Genomic DNA, 17,648 nt, shown 5'->3' on the forward strand with positions numbered 1-17,648 from the left:
ATGCCAAAGCGTTCAGATTTTCTCAGCCATCGGCGGTCGAAGTCCGCAATTTCGGTCGGTAGTCGAGCGCGCCTTCCTGTTCGATCTTGGAGCGAAACTCGTCGCGCTTTTCGTGGATCGAGGCGATCACCGGGCCCATGGCGACGCCGATGTCGACCAGCACCGCCTCCGACAGCTGGAGTGAACTTTCCAGCGTCTCTGGCACGGCGTGGCTCGCCCCGGCACGGTAGAGCTGTGCGGCGTGGCCCGTATCGCGCGCCCGGGCGACGATCAACAGGTCGGGGTATTCGGTGCGCAGCTTGGCAACGAGACGCTGCGCCAGAATTGGCTCGTCCATCGTCAGCACCACGGCGAGCGCGTCTCCGACCTCCAGCCGGTCGAGCGCATCGCCCCGCGATGCGTCGCCGAAGACGGCACGAATGCCCCGGGCCTTTGCCCGCTGGACGAGATCCGCGTCGGAATCGATCGCCACATGGGGCTTGCCATGCGTCTCGAGCATCTGCGCGACGAGCCGTCCGACGCGGCCAGCGCCGATAATGATGACGCGGCGTTCTCCGGTATCTTCGGGCGGGAGTTCGGCGATGGGCTCGATCCGCCGGGCGACAATGCGGCCGAACTTGGCCAGCAGCGGGGTAATGGTGAGGCCGATGGCGGTGACCACCTGCCAGAATTGCGCCGTACCGGGCTGGATGAGCAGCGCCGAGCTCGCGGCCGCGAGGACGATCAGCGTGGTCTCCGAAGGGCTCGACATGAGGATGCCGGTTTCCACCGCGGTTCCTCGACGCGCACCCATCATGCGCAGGAGCGTGCCCGTCACGAGAGCCTTGAATGTCAGCACGCCGACCACGGCCGCAACGAACATGCCGAGGCCGTTCCACACCGTCGCCAGGTCGACGCTCATGCCGACGGTGATCAGAAAGACGCCCAGTGCCAGGCCCTTGAACGGTTCGATGATCGCCTCGACCTCGGCATGATATTCGGTCTCCGCGATCAGCAGGCCCGCGACCAGCGCACCCACGATCGGCGAAAGCCCGGCCGCGGCGGTGGCGAGGCTGGCGCCGATTACCACCAGCATCGAGGCAGCGAGGAAGAGTTCGGGGCTCTTGGTGCGTGCGGCCTGGGCAAACAGGCGGGGAAGGAAGAACCGTCCCCCGATCATCATCGCCGCGACGATCGCCACTCCTATGCCGAGCGTTTCGGCAAGTCCCTCCCAGCTGTCGCCGGCGACGCTCGGGGCCATCGCGCCGAGCAGGAAGATGATCGGAACGATCATGATGTCTTCGAAAAGCAGCATCGACAGCGCCGCGCGTCCGACCGGCGAGGCTGTCCCCGAAATCGGCAAGACAATCGCAGTGGAGGAAAAAGCCAGCGCGAATCCTAGACCGACGGCGCCGGTCCAGAACTGGCCCATCATCGCCATGAAGATGGCGAGGGAGGAACCGATGATCAGCACCTCGAGGGCGCCGAGCCCGAACACCAGCTTGCGCAACTGCCACAATCGATTGAAGCTCAGCTCGAGCCCGATGGTGAAGAGCAGCAGGATGATCCCGAATTCGGCGAAGGGCGCGAGCGATTCGGGGTCCGATATAGTGATGTATTCGAGCCAGGGGTGCTCGAAGATCAGACTTCCCAGACCGTAGGGGCCGACCGCGATACCGATCAGAATGAAACCGATGACCGGGGTGATCCGGAAGCGGGTGAAGACCGGAATGACAATCCCCGCCGCGCCGAGAATGACGAGCGCATCCTGGAGGATGGGCGAGAAGGTGATTTCACCGGCCATGGCCGTCTTATAGCGAGCAGCGGCCGCCCGTCACCTGCAAGCGCGGATTAACCCCCGCCGGGCGTGTGCGGGCCCTTCGGCGCGCTCGCGGCGCTATCGTGATCTTCTCCCACCCGCGTCGGTACATTACCGACCCGCTTGTCCCATTCGATGCGGTAGAGATCGAAGCGACGGTCGGCGAGGTTCTGCACCGTGCCTTCGGCACGCGCCCAGCTGAGGTCTGCCAGATTGACATCGCTGATTGTGAGCGTCTCGACGTTCTCCGTCGCTTCTGCAGCGATACCGTCGCGTGCAAAGGGAAAGTCGCAGGGTGTGAGGATGCAGCTCTGCGCGTACTGGATATCCATGTTGGCGACGTTGGGCAGGTTCCCCACATTGCCCGACAGGACGGTATAGCACTGGTTCTCGATAGCGCGGGCCTGCGCGCAATAGCGGACGCGCAGATAGCCCTGCCGGCTGTCGGTGCAGAAAGGCACGAAGATGATCCGCGCGCCTTCGTCCACCAGACGCCGCGCCAGTTCCGGAAATTCGCTGTCGTAGCAGATCAGCACGCCGATCGGGCCGCAGTCGGTGGGGATGGCGTCGATGCTGTCGCCGCCCTTGATGTTCCACCAATAGGCCTCGTTGGGCGTGGGATGGATCTTCTCCTGCGCATGGATGGATCCGTCGCGCAGGCAGACATAGGCGACGTTGTGGATGTCGCCATCGTCCATACGGGTTGGGTGCGATCCGCCGATGATATTGATGTTGAAGTTGAGCGCCATTTCCGAGAGGCGCTTGCGGATGCGCGGCGTGTAGTTGCTCAGGGTCTCGATCGCTTCGAGCGGGGTGAGTTCCTCTTCCTCGGCAGAGAGGAGCATGAGCGTGAACAGCTCCGGAAAGACGATGAAGTCTGCCTCGTAATCGGCTGCGACATCGACGAAATATTCGATCTGCTTCATGAACTCGTCGAAGCCGGAGACGGCGCGCGCCTGAAGCTGGCAGGTGGCGATGCGCACGCTCTCGACATCGCGGGGCAGGCGGTGCGTGCGCGGCTGATCCTTGTCGATGTAGGGATTGCGCCAGACCATGCGCACGGCATGGGTCTTCGACTGTTTGTCCTCGGGCAGATAGCCTTCGAGGATGCCCTTGGGTTCGAATCCGTTGGCGAGCTGGAACCGCAACACCGGATCGTGGATCTTGTTGTCGACGACGAGGTCCAGATAGTCTTCCGGGGTGTCGGCCCGGTTGGTCTTGCGGCGCATCGCCCGCGCCAGTCCGGGCATCCGCCCGCCGAAAACGATACCGGTCAGGTCCAGCCGTTCGGCCAGCGCCCGCCGTTCCTCGTAGAGCCGCCGCCCGATCCGCGTGCCGCGCACCTTGGGATCGACGCACATCTCGTAGCCGTAAAGCCATTCGCCCTTGGGATAGTGCCGGCTGCCGAACCCGTTGCCGGTCACCTCTTCCCAGGTATGATTGGCAAAGGCGACGCGCTTGGAAAGGCGCATGGAAGCACAATAGCCGACAAGCTTGCCGTCGAGCTTGGCGACGAAGCACCCCTCGGGGTAATTGTTGATCTGGCCGCGAAGCTCGCCGTGGGTGTAGGGCGGCAGGTCGTCGTATGCGCGGCGGACGAGGTCGGCGATGGCGCGCACATCGCTCGCCTTCGCCTGGCGGACTTCGAGCCGTGCCTTGGTGTTCGTCGCCATCGTCAGTTATCGAGAGGCGCGAACCGGACCGTCAGGCCCAGCTCGCCATCTCCTTCTCGAGGTTCTCGACGATCGCCTCGAAGAACTGTTCGGTGGTCAGCCAGTTCTGCTGCGGGCCGATCAGCAAGGCAAGATCCTTGGTCATCTTGCCGCTCTCCACGGTCTGGATGCAGACCCGCTCAAGCGTTTCGGCGAATTTCACGACCTCGGGCGTGCCGTCGAACTTGCCACGGTACATAAGCCCGCGGGTCCAGGCGAAGATGCTGGCGATGGGGTTGGTGCTGGTGGCCTTGCCCTGCTGGTGCTGGCGATAATGGCGGGTGACGGTACCGTGCGCGGCCTCGGCCTCCACCGTCTTGCCGTCGGGGGACAGCAGCACGCTGGTCATCAGGCCGAGACTGCCGAAGCCCTGCGCCACCACGTCGGACTGCACGTCGCCATCGTAGTTCTTGCAGGCCCAAACGAACTTGCCGCTCCACTTGAGCGCGGCGGCGACCATGTCGTCGATCAAGCGGTGTTCGTAGGTGATGTTCGCCTTGTCGAACTGCTCCTTGAACTCGGCATCGAACACCTCCTGGAACAGGTCCTTGAAGCGCCCGTCGTATTTCTTGAGGATCGTGTTCTTGGTGCTGAGATACACCGGCCAGCCGCGATCGAGACCGTAGTTGAAGCTCGCGCGGGCGAAATCGCGGATCGAATCGTCGAGGTTGTACATCGCCATGGCGACGCCGCTGGAGGGGAACTCGAACACGTCGATGTCGATGTTCTCGCCGTTCTCGCCCTCGAACACGAGGCGCAGCTTGCCCTTGCCGGGGATCAGCGTGTCCTTGGCGCGATACTGGTCACCGAAGGCATGGCGGCCGACGACGATCGGGTCGGTCCAGCCCGGCACCAGACGCGGCACGTTGTCGATGACGATCGGCTCGCGGAAGACCACTCCGCCGAGAATGTTGCGGATCGTGCCATTGGGGCTCACCCACATCTTCTTGAGGCCGAATTCCTCGACCCGAGCCTCGTCCGGGGTGATGGTGGCGCATTTCACGCCGACGCCATGCTCCTTGATCGCATTGGCGGCATCGACAGTCACCTGATCGTCGCTGGCGTCGCGCCCCTCGATCGAAAGATCATAATATTTCAGGTCGATATCGAGATAGGGCAGGATCAGCTGTTCGCGGATCCATTTCCAGATGATCTTCGTCATCTCGTCGCCGTCGAGCTCGACGACCGGGTTTTTGACCTGAATTTTCTGCATGGGGGCCCTGTCTGCTGGCGTCTCGTAAGAATGCGGTGTGGCCGCGCTTTAGCAGAGGTCGGCCCTTGCGCAAGGCGGGCCTGACCCTGCCGGTCCGGAACGAAAAAGCCCGCCGTGGCGGCGGGCTTCAAGCGATGGTGGGCGTACCAAGGATTGAACTTGGGACCCCTACGATGTCAACATAGTGCTCTACCACTGAGCTATACGCCCGCACCATCGTCTTTGCCGGTTTCCGGCGGCTTGCCGCGGATCGGGTCCGGGGCAGGCGGGCCGTTTAGCGAGGCACCACGGCCCGCGCAAGAGCCTTGTCCGGCACGACCTCACAGGGTCGCGGCGATCCGGTCCTCGAGCACGCGTTCGACCTCGATCACCAGGTCCTTCAGGTGGAACGGCTTGGACAGTACCCGGGCGTTGGGCTGCTCGCGGCTCGCCTTCAGCGTCACGGCGGCAAAGCCGGTGATGAACATGACTTTGGTTTGGGGGCTGATCTCGTTGCAGCGCTGCGCTAGTTCGATCCCGTCCATTTCGGGCATCACGATATCGGACAGCAGAAGGTCGAAAGCGCCCTGCGAGAGCAGGGGCAGGGCATAGGTACCCCGATCCACAGCGGTCACGGAAAAGCCCGCCTGGGACAGCGCGCGTTCCAGATAGGAACGCATGGCCTCGTCGTCTTCCGCCAGAAGTATGCTTGCACGATGCTGTTCGTTCATCCTTCCCTCTGTAGCCCGGTCGCGTTAAGAAATCTTTGGTCGAAGCGAATTTTTGCCAGGGGGTCCCAATACGCGACATGTCGGAAACGAGCGGGATGGCTTGGGATGGCCAGGAGGGGGTCATCCCCGGTTCGGACGAGCCCGCTTTTCGGTTCTCGCGCCTGGATGAGCCCGCCCTTCCGGTCCTGATTGCGGTCCCGCACGCAGGCCGGGTCTATCCCTCGCAATTGCGAGAACGGATGCGACAGCCGGGCTGGTCGTCGCTGCGGCTCGAAGACCGGTATGTCGATGCGCTCGCCCGCAAGATCGCCACCGCCACCGGTGCTGCGCTGCTCGTCGCCAACGCTCCGCGGGCGATGATCGATCTCAATCGCGCCCGCGACGATCTGGACTGGAGCATGATCGCCGGGGGTGCCGGAGCCAGGCAACCGGACTCCATCGCCAACCGGCGTGCACGCTCGGGTCTCGGATTGGTCCCCCGCCGACTGCCCGGTCTTGGAGAAATCTGGAAGGATCGCATCGGTCGGGAAGAACTCACGGCGCGGATCGAATCCGTTCACAGGCCCTACCATCGCCGGCTCGGCCGGACGTTGGAGAACATCCGGGACGTTTGGGGGGCGGCTCTGCTCATCGATCTGCACTCCATGCCTCCGTTGAAATCCGGCGCGGGTTGCGGGAAGCCGGCGGAGTTCGTCATCGGAGATCGGTTCGGCGCATCCTGCGATGCGGTGCTGAGTGCGCGGGCCATCGACCATATCGGCAAGGCGGGGCGGCAGGTGGCGCACAATCGCCCCTATTCGGGCGGGTACGTTCTCGACACGCATGCGGCTCCGTCGCGCGGTATTCACGCATTACAGATCGAAATCTGTCGCTCGACCTATCTCGATGCTCGCCTCGATGTCCCCGGACCGCGCCTGCCGACCATCGCGCGGCTGCTCACGGGAATGATCCAGACATTGGCGGAGGACGTCGCCCGCATGGGTAGCGGCGATGCCCTGGCTTTCGCAGCCGAATAAAAAACCACCTCGCGCTGGATCAGCACGAGGTGGTCGAGGTTCAGGGAGGAAGTGCACTCGCGTGCACAACGCCGGACGAGCCATGAGGGAAGCGCCGCCCGACTGTCGGTATTTGGGGTGCGCGGAAGCCGGTTCAAGCACTCCTGCGCACCCCGCATCATATCCGGCGCTGCCGCGACACGGTTCGTCGCTCCGGAACCCTCAGGTTTCGGGGACGGCCGCGTCGGGCTTGGGCATTTTGCCCTGCTGCACCTGCCGCGAGAAGATGACCCGCATCAGTTCGAGAGAAAAGATGTGGGCGTGGATCAGCATAAGAAGCCCGTTCTTGTGCCATTCCTCGAGCTTTGCCTTCGGCACTTCGCGCAACTTCTCCTGATTGACCATCTGAAAGCCGCGATAGAGAAAGGGCTTGTCGGGATTGTCGTTCTGAGTGATCGCGATCTCCCCGTCCATCAACAAACCGGCCTTGGTCAGTTCTTCGATGAACACCCGGGTGCGTTGTCCGGCCTGCTCGAAATGCTCGCAGAATTCGAGAATGTTCTTGGTGGTTTCGCTGGCCTGGTTGTCGTCTCCGAAAAGGGGTTCGCCGCTCTCGAAGGCACCAACCACTTCCGTGGTCGGGTCGAAACAAAGAGACAGTTCGTCGCTATCGGACCTAAGCTTGGCAAGCATGAACGGATAGCGGCGGACATAGGCTGGAATATAGACCGGCTCATTGATCTTGCCCTCGTCGTCGACGAAGGTGTTGACCCCTTCGTTCATGCCCATCAGCGCGAGCGGAAGCGGGTTGTCGCCAGAGGAAAAGACGATCGGGAAGTCGCGCTGGGCCTGCGCGAATTCATCGACCGTCAGCGGGATGGCGTGCTGCGATTTCAGGAAATCGGCGGATTCGAGAGATTTCGTTCGCCAGTTGCCGTGATCCCGGCTGTTGAGGGGCATGAGGTCCTGATAGAACAGGGGAAGTGTAGGCTGTTGTGGCGCGCTGGCCATGAAGTCTCTCCGGATTTCAAAACGGTCTGCTTGGCTACGCCGCGGCGGGTCTGCCGCGAGAGCGATTGAAGGGCAGCCCCTTAGGGAACGGCCCCTTCCAGTGCAAGAAGCTTGCCCGGGTTGAGGATACCGCGAGGATCGAGCGCCGACTTTATTGCGCGTTGCATCGAAAGAGCAACCGGGTCTCCCAATCTTTCCAGTTCGCCGACCTTTACCTGCCCGATCCCGTGCTCGGCGCTGATCGAACCCTCACATTGGTCGACGAGATCGTAGACGAAACCGGCGATCTCATCGCTGCAGTCGCGTTCCCACTCCAGGCGATCGGCGTCGGGGGGAGCGAGAACATGGAAATGGACGTTTCCGTCACCCAGATGGCCAAAGGCAATGGCACGGTGTGCGGGAAATCTTGTCTCGACACTTGAGATCGCCTGGTCGACGAATTCCGCCATTCGTGCGACCGGCACCGAAACGTCATGCTGCATGGCCGGGCCGATAGAGCGTTCCGCGGGAGCGATGGACTCGCGGATGAGCCAGAATGCCTCCGCCTGCGTCTCGTTCGCGGCTATAGTGGCATCTTCCACGAGACCGTCGTCGAATGCGCTCTCCAGCAGAGTTTCGGCAAGGGACTGCAGATCCGTTTCACCTTCGCGATCGGCGACGAGTTCGACCAGCGCGTGCCACGAATGATCGTCTCTCAAGGGGCTTCTTGTATGAGGGACATGGTCGAGAACGGCCGAAAGCGAATGGCTCTGCAAGACTTCGAACCCTTCCAACTTGTCGCCCGCAAGTTTCTCGCAGTGAAGCAGAAATCGACGAGCCGCACCGATGCTGTCGAGTCCGGCCCACATGACGGCGCGTTCGCCGATCGCGGGCAGGAGTCGCAGCGTGGCAGCCGTGACGATCCCCAGCGTTCCTTCCGAGCCGATCAGCACCTGCTTGAGGTCGAAACCTCGATTGTCCTTCTTGAGCGGCGTAAGCATGTCGATGATACGCCCGTCCGCAAGCACGGCCTCCAGTCCCAGGACCTGGGCGCGCATGGTTCCGTGGCGCAACACCTGGGTGCCACCGGCGTTGGTCGAGATCAGGCCGCCGATCGTCGCCGACCCTTTGCCGCCCAGAGTCAGCGGAAAGCGCCGCCCCGCGGCCTCGACGGTTTCGTGCAAGGTCTGCAGGATGACCCCGGCGTCGCACGTAATTTCGAAGCCGTCGGGATCGAAGCTCCGGATGGTGTCCATACGCCTCAGGCTGAGGACGAGCGCCGTTCCGCTTGTGTCCGGGGTCGCTCCGCCGGACATCCCGCTGTTGCCGCCCTGCGGGACGACAGGCACCCCGTGAGCGGCGCAAAGCTTCATCACCGCGGCGACTTCACTTGTGTTCGCGGGCGAAGCCAGGCCGATCGCCTTGCCGGTATAGCGTCCGCGCCAGTCGGTCAGCCACGGATCGACGAGTTCGGGATCGTTGGTAAAGCCTCGGGGACCGAGACGTTCGGAAATCGACCGGACAAATGATTCGCTCATGCGGCTGATTTGCCACACTTGACCGCTTATCGGCTAGAGCGGTTGTCACCGGCCGTTCACCAATTAAGCGGGTGTTCAAACGGCGGGCGCCAAAGGTCCGTCGAACCCGATGGCCGCCCCGGCGGTGCGAATGCGAGCCGAGCCGACGAACCTCCATGCAATTTCTTGCACCTCTCCTCGCACCTGCTGTGTTGTTGTTTCCGCTGTTCGGAAACGCAGAGGTCGGGTCGGAAAACCGGCTGACAGCAAGATCGGCCATCGAGCAGCCGTCGGGACGCAATGCAATCTCGTGGTTCGATACCGTGGTGCAGTCTCAAGTCCCGAGAGCCAATCAGGTCCGCATCGAACAGCGCGTGATCCTGCGCATCTCGCCACGGCCTGGCGCGCGCCAGGATATGGCCGCTGCGTTGCAATCGACGCGCGGTCGTTCGCGGCTGGTCGAGCGATCTTTCGGAGAATGTCTGCCGGTCGCCCAGATTGCCGCCGTGCAGGTCCAGCGCGGCAACCGCCTGCTGCTACACCTGCGCGACCGCAGGCTCCTGTCTGCCGAGCTCGAGAAAGCCTGTTCCGCGCAGAACTATTACTCGGGTTTCTACCTCGAGCGCAACGACGACGGGCGGCTGTGCGTCGATCGCGATCGTCTTCAGGCGCGCAACGGGACGAAGTGTTCCGTGTCCTCGCTGCGGCAGATCGTCGCGGTCCCGGCCGACTGAGCGCCAACGGCATTTCTTGACTTCCGCGCGCTTTCGCGCCTAGGGGCCGACGTCCGCGGGTCAGCATTTCCGGCGGTTTTAATCCCACGCTCTCACAGATCGACGCAACACCCGCATGACCTTTGCCGACCTCGGCCTCTCTCCCGACCTTCTGAAGGCGGTCGAAGCCTCCGGATACACCGAGCCGACGCCGATCCAGGCGCAGGCCATTCCGCCGGTGCTGATGATGAAGGACATCGTCGGCATCGCCCAGACCGGAACCGGCAAGACCGCAAGTTTCGTCCTACCGATGATCGACGTTCTCGCCAGCGGCCGTCGGCGGGCGCTGATGCCGCGCAGCCTGATACTCGAGCCGACCCGAGAGTTGGCGGCACAGGTGGCCGAGAATTTCGAGAAATACGGCGTCAATCACGATCTCAAGATGGCGTTGCTTATCGGCGGCGTGCAGATGGGCGATCAGGTCAAGGCGCTGAACGAGGGTGTCGACGTCCTGATCGCGACCCCCGGCCGCCTTATGGACCTGTTCGAGCGTGGTAAGATCCTGCTCAACGGCTGCGAACTGCTGGTGATCGACGAGGCGGATCGCATGCTCGACATGGGGTTCATTCCCGATATCGAGTTCATCTGCTCCAAGCTTCCCGAACAGCGCCAGACGCTGCTGTTCAGCGCCACGATGCCGCCGCCGATCGAGAAGCTCGCCGCCAAGTTCCTGACCAGTCCCAAGCGGATAGAGGTCAGCCGCGCGGCCTCGACGAACGAGAACATCACCGCCTTCAAGGTGCCCGTGAAGAGTCGCCAGAAGCGCGAATCGCTCGAATGGCTGCTGCGCAACGACCATGTCGAAACCGCGATCGTGTTCTCCAATCGCAAGACTACGGTGCGCGAGCTCAACAAGCATCTGCAGCGCAGCGGCTTTGCCAGCGGCGAGATCCATGGAGACATCGACCAGTCGACGCGGATCAAGGAACTCAACCGTTTCAAGAGCGGCGAAATCAATATTCTCGTCGCCAGCGATGTTGCCGCGCGGGGTCTCGACATCAAGGGCGTCAGCCATGTCTTCAATTACGATACGCCCTGGCACCCCGACGATTACGTCCACCGGATCGGCCGGACGGGCCGCGCCGGAGCGAAGGGCCGTGCCTTCACCTTCGTGGCCGAAGGCGACGAGGAGGCGATCGACAACGTTGAGAAACTGACCAAGGCGAAGATACCGATTTTCGGCAAGAGCGATGTCCGCGTCGATTTGGTCGAGGCGAGCACGGACAAGAAGCCGGCCCGGGAAAAGACTTCAAAGCCGGCAGGCAAGGTAGCCGACCAGGATCGCGACCCGGAACCGAGGGAGGAACGCTCTTCTCGAAGCCGCAAATCCCGTTCCGAAGGAGCCGGTCCGCGCTCCAAGAGTTCTCCGAAGCAGGAGACCGGAGACGATGCCGTTCCCGCGGGCGAGTGGAACGGTCCTTGCCCTACCTTCCTGGATGTCTCGGCGCTCGGGTGATTCCTTAACCGGTTGTTTGTATCGATCGCGCTAAGTTGCGCGTCATGGACGCCTTCGTCGAAACTGCCAGCACTGCCACCCTGGCAATCATGCCCGTTGCGGTCGTCTTCACCCTGCTGGCGCTGGCGGTCAAACGCGGGCGAATCCGTGAGGCATGGGCGAGGGCGCGCGCCGAGAGCGGGACGAACATGGCGCTCTACCTCGTCAATTATGTGATCCTCCTTCCCCTTTTCCTCATCCCCGTGGCGGCGATCGAGCAGGCGATCCCGAGCCATCCAGCCTTCTCGGCATTTTGGGAGACCGTGGGGCTGCCGCTGTCTATCTTCGCGGCAATCGTGCTCATCGATCTCGCCGCCTATTGGCGTCATCGGCTGGAACACGATCCGGCTTTGTGGCGGATACACGCGACCCATCATGCCGACGAAGCGATGACGTGGTTCTCCGTCAATCGGAAGCATCCGCTCGCGCGACTGCTGTCGATGCTGGCGGACAATCTCGTCGTCCTGGCGCTCGGCTTCCCGATCGAGGCGATCGTGCTGGCGAACGTCATCCGCAGCTGGTGGGGATTCTTCATACACGCGGATGTGCCGTGGACCCTCGGTCCCCTTGGCGCCGTGCTGATCTCGCCCGCCGCCCACCGCCTGCATCACATCCGCGACGAAGCGCTGATGGGTGCCAACTACGGCAACACCCTCACGCTGTGGGATCGGGTCTTCGGCACCTATGTCGATGCGAAACCCTATCTCAATTGCGAAACCGGCATCGCGGAAGGCACGCGAAGCGTATGGGGCGAACTGATGCGTCCGTGGGAAGCCCGGTACCGCCGACAGGCACGGAGCGCGCCGAGCGGCGAACTCGCCTCCTAGCTTGCCACCGTAACGAAGCTGTCGATCACCCGCTTGGTCCCGGCTTTCTCGAAATCGATTTCCAGCTTGTTGCCTTCCTGCCCGGTGACGGTGCCGTAGCCGAACTTGTCGTGGAACACCCGCGCACCGGCCGCGATATCACTGCGCGGCCGGGCCGCGAAGCTGGCGGCGCTGCGGCTGTTCTCCCGCACATGCGCCTGCTTGGTATCGTAACCGGTGGCGAGTGCACGCTGCCAGCCCGGTCCGCGCGCGCTGCTCTTGTCAGGGCGGTTTTGCGAGACGTGCGCGAAGGGATCTTCGCTCTCGCTCCAGTTCGCCCGCCAAAGGGACGCTCCCCCGGTCATTGTCGTCTCGCTCTCGACCTGTTCGGCGGGAAGTTCCTCGACGAAGCGGCTGGGAATTGAGCTGGTCCATTGCCCGAAGATGCGGCGGTTCGCGGCATGGAGGATGGTGCAGCGACGCCGCGCCCGGGTGATCGCGACGTAGGCAAGACGTCGCTCTTCCTCGAGACTGGCGAGCCCGCCTTCGTCTAGCGCGCGCTGGCTCGGGAACACGCCTTCCTCCCAACCGGGCAGGAAAACGTGGTTGAATTCGAGCCCCTTGGCGGCGTGCATGGTCATGATCGTGACCTTCTCGCCATCGTCGCGCGCGTCGTTGTCCATCACCAGTCCGACGTGCTCGAGGAAATCGCCGAGCGTGTCGTATTCCTCCATCGCTCGGGCGAGTTCGGACAGGTTCTCCAACCGCCCCGCGCTCTCCGCACTGCGGTCCTTCTGCAGCATTTCCTCGTAGCCGCTCTCCACCAGCACCTGCCGCAGCAAGTTGGCGGGGGTCTCCTTCTCCGCCGCCTCGCGCCAGACGACGAACTGACGAAGCAGACCGGTCAGTGTGTTGCGAGCGCGGGGCGGCAATTCGTCGCTGTCTGCGAGGTCGAGGCTGGCCGCAGCGAGGGGCGCGCCCGTGCGCCGCGCATGCCGGGCCATCGCTTCCAGCGTCTTGGCACCGAGCCCGCGCTTGGGCTGGTTGTAGATACGCTCGAAAGCGAGATCGTCGGCCGGCTGTTCGATCACCCGCAAATAAGCGAGGGCGTCGCGGATTTCGGCGCGTTCGTAGAAGCGGAAACCGCCGACGATCCGATAGTTGAGGCCGATTTGGATGAACCGGTCCTCGAACTCGCGGGTCTGGTATTGGGCGCGCACGAGAATGGCGATCTGGTCGAGGGGACAGCCCTCGCGTTCGAGCCGTTCGATCTCCTCGCCCACGCGGCGGGCTTCTTCCGGCCCGTCCCAGACGCCGATCACGCGCACCTTGTCGCCGGCGGGAAGTTCGGTCCATAGCGTCTTGCCGAGCCGCTGGCTGTTGGCGTCGATCAGCCCGGATGCTGCGGCGAGGATCTGCGGGGTCGAGCGGTAATTCTGTTCGAGCTTGACCACCTTCGCGCCCGGAAAATCCTTCTCGAACCGCAGGATGTTGGCGACTTCCGCGCCGCGCCAGGAATAGATCGACTGGTCGTCGTCGCCCACCACACAGATGTTCTTGCGGGCCTGGGCCAGCAATCGGAGCCATAGGTACTGGACTTGGTTGGTGTCCTGATATTCGTCGACGAGGATGTATTTGAACCGCTGCTGATACTGCTCGAGGACATCATGATGCTGGCGGAAGATGTTCAGCACATGCAGCAGGAGGTCGCCGAAATCGCAGGCGTTGAGGCTCTTCAGCCGCTCCTGATAAAGTCGGTAGAATTCCTGCCCGCGCCCGTTGGCGTAGCTCTCGTTTTCGGCCGCATCGAGATCACCCGGATTGAGCCCGCGGTTCTTCCACCGGTCGATCAGCCCGGCAAGCTGGCGGGCGGGCCAGCGCTTCTCGTCGAGATCGTTTTCCTGAATTAGCCGCTTCAGAAGACGCAGCTGATCGTCGGTGTCGAGGATGGTGTAATTCGATTGCAACCCGACCAGTTCGGCATGTCGGCGCAGCATCTTGGCACCGATCGAATGGAAGGTGCCGAGCCAGGGCATGCCCTCAACCGCCTGACCAATGTGCCCACCGACACGTTCGCGCATTTCGCGGGCGGCCTTGTTGGTAAAAGTGACGCAGAGGATTTCGCTCGGCCACGCCAGTCGCATGGCGATGAGATGCGCGAGGCGGGCCGTCAGCGCCGCCGTTTTTCCGGTCCCTGCGCCCGCGAGCATCAGCACGGGCCCCTCGGTGGTCGCAACCGCGTCGCGCTGCGGTGGGTTCAAGCGTGCGGCGTAGGGCGGCAATTCGGAAGTGGTGGTGGGGAGGTCTGACATCGTTTGGGCGAACAGGTAGAGAACGAGGCTCTTCCGTGCAAGCGTGTACGGCCAGCCGAGGCCGGGCGGAGGCGGATTTCGGAACCGGCAGGGGACCAAACCCGTTGCCTTTGCAGCATACACCCCGAGAAGGAGCGTAACATGATGAAGACTCTGCTTGCTGCCAGCGCCGCCGTCGGCCTCGCTATGTCGGCCGCGCCCGCCGTTTCCCAGACCGGCGAGATGGGCATGACGACCGCCCAACAGACCATGTACGACGGCTGGCCCGCTGATCGACAGACGACCTACGACGCCTGGCCGATGGAAGCCAAGACCTACTATTGGACGCTGAACGCCAACCAGCAGCGCGGCTGGTGGGCTCTCAACGACGAGCAGCGCGTGCGGATCGTAGGGATGACTCCGGAACAGCGCGCCGCGGCCTGGACCTCGATCATGAACCAGATGAGCGGCTCGGCTGCGGCTACCGCCGCGACGACCACATCCACCGCGGCACCGATGGCGTCTGCTGGAAATATTCGGTTCGTCTCCAACGCGCGAGTGCAACCGACACCAGGCGATCAGGGCCCGCCGACCGGCGAAGTTCCGATCTGCGAACCCAACGAACAGGACAATTGCATCAATTCCTGGGAAGCACGGAAGACCGGCACACGTCCGCTGAATTACTGGCCGGGCGAAAGTGCCAGCAACTGAGCCAAGTTCCAGCTCGCGCTCCCTTGGATCAAAGGTGTAGCGCGTAGCGTGGAGGGGCGGAGCCGCCGCGGCGGCTCCGCCCTTTTCCCGTTGTGCATTAATCCGGGGCGTATCGGAGCAAGGTCAATTTCGCCTTCCCGACCTGACGGACGGCATCCACTGCCAGACCCTTGACTTCGACGTCCTCGCGCGCGCCCGTTTCCAAGGCGATCCAGCTCGCCTGACCGATCCAGCCCAGTCGCAGCATCCGGTCGAGAGCCACCTGTCCCGCGCCGGTGCCGTATGGCGGATCGAGCAACAGGATGTCGAGGGCCGCGCTGGCCGGTCCGAGCGCCATGACCGAGCCGGAGCGGATAGTGATCTTCCGCTCCGCACCCAGCTTCTTCGCGTTGGTCCGGATCGCTTCGACCGCGCGCGATTCCTGTTCGACGAAGAGGCAATGGGCCGCCCCGCGGGACAGTGCCTCGAAACCAAGCGCTCCCGAACCGGCGAAGAGGTCGGCGACGGCGAGACCCTCGAACGAGCCGAGCCGGCTCGCCAGCATGTTGAACAGGGTTTCGCGGGTGCGGTCGGCGGTCGGGCGGGTGAGCTCGCCCTTGGGCGCGACCAGCGTCCGGCCCCGCCAGTCCCCGGCCACGATCCTCATCGGCGATCGAGTGTTTTGCGAAAGCGCTCGACCTCGCCGCTGCGCACTTCCTGCGCCTGGCCGCGCGGCAGGTCGGCGAGCGGGAAGGGGCCGTAGGACGTGCGGATCAGTCGGTTCACCTCGAGCCCGAGATGTTCGAGCACCCGGCGCACCTCGCGGTTCTTGCCTTCGGTCAGCGTCATCTCGATCCAGTTGTTGCGACCCTTGCCACCGCGTTCGAGATCGGCTTCGATCTTACCGTAGTTCACTCCATCGATGGTCACGCCTTCGATGAGCTCGTCCAGCCGGGCCTGGGTGATCTCGCCGAAGGCGCGGGCGCGGTAGCTGCGCGGCACTCCGCTGGAAGGCAGTTCCATTGCGCGCTTCAGCTCGCCGTCGTTGGTGAGGAGGAGCAGACCCTCGGTGCTCCAGTCGAGCCTGCCCACGGGCATCAGGCGTGGGGTCCCGTTGGGCAGAGCGTTGCGCAGCGCCGTGTAGATCGTCGGCCGCCCCTTGGGATCGCGCTCGGCCGTCAGCAGGCCGGCAGGCTTGTGGAAGCGGAACAACCGTGCGGGTTCCGGCTTGGCCACGGGCTTGCCGTCCACCGTCACCCCTCTGAGGTCGGTAAGCTTCACCGCGGGCGTATCCAGCACCTTGCCCTCCACCGCCACGCGCCCATCGGCGATCATCCGCTCCACCACGCGGCGGCTGGCGATGCCGGCGCGCGCAAGCAGTTTGGCGATCCGGTCGCCGGCTTCGGGCAGTCTGTCGGATGGTTTCTCGGCCATGGGCGCGGCGACTAGGCGCTCAGTTCGCGGCGCGCAACGCCTCCTCGACGATCTCGTGGTAGCGGCGAACCCCGCCTTCGAGCGTGCCGATCGTCAGTTCTTCCACCGCTCCGCTCGCGAGCCCCTGCTGGCCGAGTTCCGCGGCGCGAAAATCCTCGCTGGCGAAGACGCCGCCGTCGAGCAGCGCCCAGCTGCGTTCCCAGTGGTCGCGAGCCTTGTCGCCAGAGGAATCGGGGGCTGGCTCCTCGGGAATCAGCATGAAATCCTCGACCAGCGTGAGGTCGTGGGACCGGGGCATCATCGTCATGACGTTGACGTAATCGGGGCTGGGGATGATCAAGGCACCCGGCAGCATCTGATAGGCGAAGGTGACCACCCGGCGGAGCGCCGCCATGTCGTGGAGATCGACGGTTTCCATCTCCTCGAGCCGCCCGACCGCGCTGCGGCTGTGCGGGCCGACCTGATCGCCGCTGGTCACCCCGTCCTTGAAGAACGGGCCGATGGTCTTCGCGTGCAGCCGGGTCACGTGATAGCTTTCGAGGAAGGCGTCCATGATCAGCTTCCAGTTCCCGCGGACCGTGTGGGTCTTGCGGCGAAACAGCACATGATCCGCGGTCCCGAAGGCGTCCATGTCGGCGCCGATCGTGCGCGCGTCCGTCCAGTCCGGATCGGGCTGGGGACTGAACCAGATCAGCCCTCCGCTCTCGAGGCTGGGCAGTTCGACCAGACCGTATTCGTCCTTCGCGAGCCCTGGGAAGCTGTCGGAGCGGGGAAGGGCGAGCAGCCTGCCGTCCACGGCATAGGTCCAGGCGTGATAGGGACAGACGAGCTTCTTCGTGCACTGGACCTCGTTGCCCTCGACCAGCCTCGTGCCGCGGTGGCGGCAGACGTTGAGGAAGACGTGGGCCTGGCCATCGCCATCGCGGGTGATCAGCAGCGGCCGTCCGGTCGCATCGTGCGGCACCGCCATCCCGGCTTCGGGCACCAGCGCGGTCGGACACAGGATTTGCGGCAGCCGGTCGAAGATCGCGCGCTTCTCCCGCTGCCAGTAATCCGGGTCGGTATAGACCGACGCCGGAACCTTGCGGATCGCAGCGTCTGGCTTGGCTCCGCCAGCCGCAACCTGGCGGGCGAGTTCGAGCTGCCCGTCGGTCGGTCGGCGCGAGGCCGACAGCGTTCCGGATAGGCCCATCGTTCAGGTTCCTTTCGCTTGGGACGCTGCTA

At 63.8% G+C, this 17,648-nt stretch carries 15 protein-coding genes and 1 tRNA gene; 5 read left to right on the forward strand and 11 right to left on the reverse strand.

Annotated elements, in window-relative coordinates:
* Window positions 1-22 precede the first annotated feature (22 nt).
* The 5 genes from ACGHN1_RS06785 to cpdR all read right to left on the reverse strand — a co-directional run bounded on the left by ACGHN1_RS06785 (window position 23) and on the right by cpdR (window position 5,433).
* A complete protein-coding gene (locus tag ACGHN1_RS06785; protein ID WP_390549551.1) occupies window positions 23-1,783 on the reverse strand; it encodes a cation:proton antiporter in 1,761 nt (586 codons plus the stop codon).
* 47 nt (window positions 1,784-1,830) lie between these two features.
* Entirely contained in the window at window positions 1,831-3,471 is a 1,641-nt protein-coding gene (locus ACGHN1_RS06790) for a GNAT family N-acetyltransferase (protein WP_390549553.1), read from the reverse strand.
* Between the two features lie 31 nt (window positions 3,472-3,502).
* Window positions 3,503-4,723, reverse strand: a complete 1,221-nt coding sequence (locus ACGHN1_RS06795) for an NADP-dependent isocitrate dehydrogenase (protein WP_390549555.1) — start codon at window positions 4,721-4,723, stop codon at window positions 3,503-3,505.
* Window positions 4,724-4,858: 135 nt separating this feature from the next.
* A tRNA-Val gene (locus ACGHN1_RS06800) sits at window positions 4,859-4,933 on the reverse strand.
* 110 nt (window positions 4,934-5,043) lie between these two features.
* Window positions 5,044-5,433: a cell cycle two-component system response regulator CpdR gene (cpdR, locus tag ACGHN1_RS06805; RefSeq protein WP_390549557.1), complete on the reverse strand. Its 390-nt coding sequence runs from the start codon at window positions 5,431-5,433 to the stop codon at window positions 5,044-5,046.
* Between the two features lie 77 nt (window positions 5,434-5,510).
* On the opposite strand from cpdR, the gene ACGHN1_RS06810 reads away from it, so the two are divergent.
* Entirely contained in the window at window positions 5,511-6,449 is a 939-nt protein-coding gene (locus ACGHN1_RS06810; protein WP_390549559.1) for an N-formylglutamate amidohydrolase, read from the forward strand.
* 201 nt (window positions 6,450-6,650) lie between these two features.
* Here the strand turns inward: ACGHN1_RS06810 and ACGHN1_RS06815 are convergent, their stop codons facing one another.
* The gene (locus ACGHN1_RS06815; protein WP_390549561.1) at window positions 6,651-7,439 is read right to left on the reverse strand and encodes a SapC family protein; all 789 of its coding nucleotides are present in this window, start codon (window positions 7,437-7,439) and stop codon (window positions 6,651-6,653) included.
* Window positions 7,440-7,519: 80 nt separating this feature from the next.
* Window positions 7,520-8,956 (reverse strand): FAD-binding oxidoreductase, encoded by a 1,437-nt coding sequence (locus ACGHN1_RS06820; RefSeq protein WP_390549563.1) that lies wholly within the window; start codon window positions 8,954-8,956, stop codon window positions 7,520-7,522.
* 155 nt (window positions 8,957-9,111) lie between these two features.
* Between ACGHN1_RS06820 and ACGHN1_RS06825 the strand changes: the two genes are divergently transcribed.
* The 3 genes from ACGHN1_RS06825 to ACGHN1_RS06835 all read left to right on the forward strand — a co-directional run bounded on the left by ACGHN1_RS06825 (window position 9,112) and on the right by ACGHN1_RS06835 (window position 12,030).
* Complete coding sequence (locus ACGHN1_RS06825) at window positions 9,112-9,669, forward strand: hypothetical protein (protein WP_390549565.1); 558 nt, start codon at window positions 9,112-9,114, stop codon at window positions 9,667-9,669.
* Between the two features lie 115 nt (window positions 9,670-9,784).
* Entirely contained in the window at window positions 9,785-11,164 is a 1,380-nt protein-coding gene (locus ACGHN1_RS06830) for a DEAD/DEAH box helicase (protein WP_390549567.1), read from the forward strand.
* A gap of 44 nt (window positions 11,165-11,208) precedes the next feature.
* Entirely contained in the window at window positions 11,209-12,030 is an 822-nt protein-coding gene (locus ACGHN1_RS06835; protein WP_390549569.1) for a sterol desaturase family protein, read from the forward strand.
* Here ACGHN1_RS06835 and ACGHN1_RS06840 read toward each other — a convergent pair.
* Window positions 12,027-14,321 carry an ATP-dependent helicase gene (locus ACGHN1_RS06840; RefSeq protein ID WP_390549571.1) on the reverse strand — a complete coding sequence of 765 codons (2,295 nt, stop codon included), beginning with the start codon at window positions 14,319-14,321 and terminating at the stop codon, window positions 12,027-12,029. The two genes, ACGHN1_RS06835 and ACGHN1_RS06840, sit on opposite strands and share 4 nt — an antisense overlap.
* Before the next feature lie 141 nt (window positions 14,322-14,462).
* Here ACGHN1_RS06840 and ACGHN1_RS06845 point away from each other — a divergent pair, with 141 nt between their 5' ends.
* On the forward strand, window positions 14,463-15,011 hold the full coding sequence (locus tag ACGHN1_RS06845; RefSeq protein ID WP_390549573.1) for a hypothetical protein: 549 nt from the start codon (window positions 14,463-14,465) through the stop codon (window positions 15,009-15,011).
* A 97-nt stretch (window positions 15,012-15,108) separates the two neighbouring features.
* Here the strand turns inward: ACGHN1_RS06845 and rsmD are convergent, their stop codons facing one another.
* Genes rsmD through ACGHN1_RS06860 form a run of 3 tightly spaced genes read right to left on the reverse strand, consistent with a single transcriptional unit; the run spans window position 15,109 to window position 17,616 of the window.
* Complete coding sequence (gene rsmD, locus ACGHN1_RS06850) at window positions 15,109-15,657, reverse strand: 16S rRNA (guanine(966)-N(2))-methyltransferase RsmD (RefSeq protein WP_390549575.1); 549 nt, start codon at window positions 15,655-15,657, stop codon at window positions 15,109-15,111.
* Complete coding sequence (locus tag ACGHN1_RS06855; RefSeq protein ID WP_390549577.1) at window positions 15,654-16,424, reverse strand: pseudouridine synthase; 771 nt, start codon at window positions 16,422-16,424, stop codon at window positions 15,654-15,656. The genes rsmD and ACGHN1_RS06855 overlap by 4 nt, the downstream gene beginning before the upstream one ends.
* Window positions 16,425-16,443: 19 nt before the next feature.
* Window positions 16,444-17,616, reverse strand: a complete 1,173-nt coding sequence (locus ACGHN1_RS06860) for an aromatic ring-hydroxylating dioxygenase subunit alpha (RefSeq protein ID WP_390549579.1) — start codon at window positions 17,614-17,616, stop codon at window positions 16,444-16,446.
* Window positions 17,617-17,648: the final 32 nt, after the last annotated feature.

Source organism: Qipengyuania sp. MTN3-11 (genome assembly GCF_042851825.1).
GTDB lineage: Bacteria > Pseudomonadota > Alphaproteobacteria > Sphingomonadales > Sphingomonadaceae > Qipengyuania.

What these genes read in the sequence shown, in the direction of transcription:
- ACGHN1_RS06840 (WP_390549571.1), bottom strand. Translation starts at nt 14,321, where the DNA reads ATGTCAGACCTCCCCACCACCACTTCCGAATTGCCGCCCTACGCCGCA.
- ACGHN1_RS06795 (WP_390549555.1), bottom strand. Translation starts at nt 4,723, where the DNA reads ATGCAGAAAATTCAGGTCAAAAACCCGGTCGTCGAGCTCGACGGCGAC.
- ACGHN1_RS06820 (WP_390549563.1), bottom strand. Translation starts at nt 8,956, where the DNA reads ATGAGCGAATCATTTGTCCGGTCGATTTCCGAACGTCTCGGTCCCCGA.
- ACGHN1_RS06855 (WP_390549577.1), bottom strand. Translation starts at nt 16,424, where the DNA reads ATGGCCGAGAAACCATCCGACAGACTGCCCGAAGCCGGCGACCGGATC.
- ACGHN1_RS06785 (WP_390549551.1), bottom strand. Translation starts at nt 1,783, where the DNA reads ATGGCCGGTGAAATCACCTTCTCGCCCATCCTCCAGGATGCGCTCGTC.
- cpdR (WP_390549557.1), bottom strand. Translation starts at nt 5,433, where the DNA reads ATGAACGAACAGCATCGTGCAAGCATACTTCTGGCGGAAGACGACGAG.
- ACGHN1_RS06860 (WP_390549579.1), bottom strand. Translation starts at nt 17,616, where the DNA reads ATGGGCCTATCCGGAACGCTGTCGGCCTCGCGCCGACCGACCGACGGG.
- ACGHN1_RS06835 (WP_390549569.1), top strand. Translation starts at nt 11,209, where the DNA reads ATGGACGCCTTCGTCGAAACTGCCAGCACTGCCACCCTGGCAATCATG.
- ACGHN1_RS06810 (WP_390549559.1), top strand. Translation starts at nt 5,511, where the DNA reads ATGTCGGAAACGAGCGGGATGGCTTGGGATGGCCAGGAGGGGGTCATC.
- rsmD (WP_390549575.1), bottom strand. Translation starts at nt 15,657, where the DNA reads ATGAGGATCGTGGCCGGGGACTGGCGGGGCCGGACGCTGGTCGCGCCC.
- ACGHN1_RS06830 (WP_390549567.1), top strand. Translation starts at nt 9,785, where the DNA reads ATGACCTTTGCCGACCTCGGCCTCTCTCCCGACCTTCTGAAGGCGGTC.
- ACGHN1_RS06845 (WP_390549573.1), top strand. Translation starts at nt 14,463, where the DNA reads ATGATGAAGACTCTGCTTGCTGCCAGCGCCGCCGTCGGCCTCGCTATG.
- ACGHN1_RS06790 (WP_390549553.1), bottom strand. Translation starts at nt 3,471, where the DNA reads ATGGCGACGAACACCAAGGCACGGCTCGAAGTCCGCCAGGCGAAGGCG.
- ACGHN1_RS06815 (WP_390549561.1), bottom strand. Translation starts at nt 7,439, where the DNA reads ATGGCCAGCGCGCCACAACAGCCTACACTTCCCCTGTTCTATCAGGAC.
- ACGHN1_RS06825 (WP_390549565.1), top strand. Translation starts at nt 9,112, where the DNA reads ATGCAATTTCTTGCACCTCTCCTCGCACCTGCTGTGTTGTTGTTTCCG.